The following is a 584-nucleotide window of genomic DNA, read 5'->3' as shown; positions in this document are numbered from 1 at the left end:
TGGCCACGCCGACCAAGCAAAAACAATAAAGGACAGATTAATCTCTATATTGTTGGTGTTGACGCGGCAAAAGATATTATCACGGCACGGTTTAAAAAATCGGGACCTGAAGCATCAGGGGCTGGTGCAACACACTTTCACAAAAGCCTTGACCAGGAATATTTTGACCAGCTAACCGCTGAAAGAAAAGTCATCAAATATTTCAAAGGCTTCAAGCGTATTGAATGGCAAAAAAGTGAAAAGGCAAGAAACGAAGCCTTGGATTGTAGGGTCTATGCTTATGCGGCTTTACAAGGTCTGATTTCGGCGGGAATAAACCTTAATCGAGAAGTTGATATCTTAGAAGAGCGTTTGGAAAAACTTAAAATTGAAGGTTCTGTAGAGCAACCAACATCTGGGATTTCTTCATTCACTTCTCCAAGAAGATCTCAGATAGCAAAACCTCAAAGGAAACAATCCAGAACAGTGATGAATCCTTATATGCGAGGGGATTGGAGGTAATTTGTGGGTGAAACTTTAGAACCAATTAACAGCAAAATTGACAGACTGGAAAGTTTAAAAAGGCGGCGTGAACAAATTGAAGA

1 protein-coding gene is annotated in these 584 nt (G+C 40.4%); it reads left to right on the top strand.

Features of this window, described 5'->3' with window-relative positions; genetic code table 11:
• A partial coding sequence (locus ACFIL8_RS12390) for a terminase gpA endonuclease subunit (protein WP_375690073.1) occupies positions 1–501 on the top strand: 501 nt, incomplete at its 5' end.
• Positions 502–584: the final 83 nt, after the last annotated feature.

This window comes from Bartonella sp. AP57NXGY (assembly GCF_042195805.1).
Taxonomy (GTDB): Bacteria; Pseudomonadota; Alphaproteobacteria; order Rhizobiales; family Rhizobiaceae; genus Bartonella.
The sequence above is the reverse complement of the archived record's forward strand: the minus strand, read 5'-3'. Positions and strand labels throughout refer to the sequence as shown.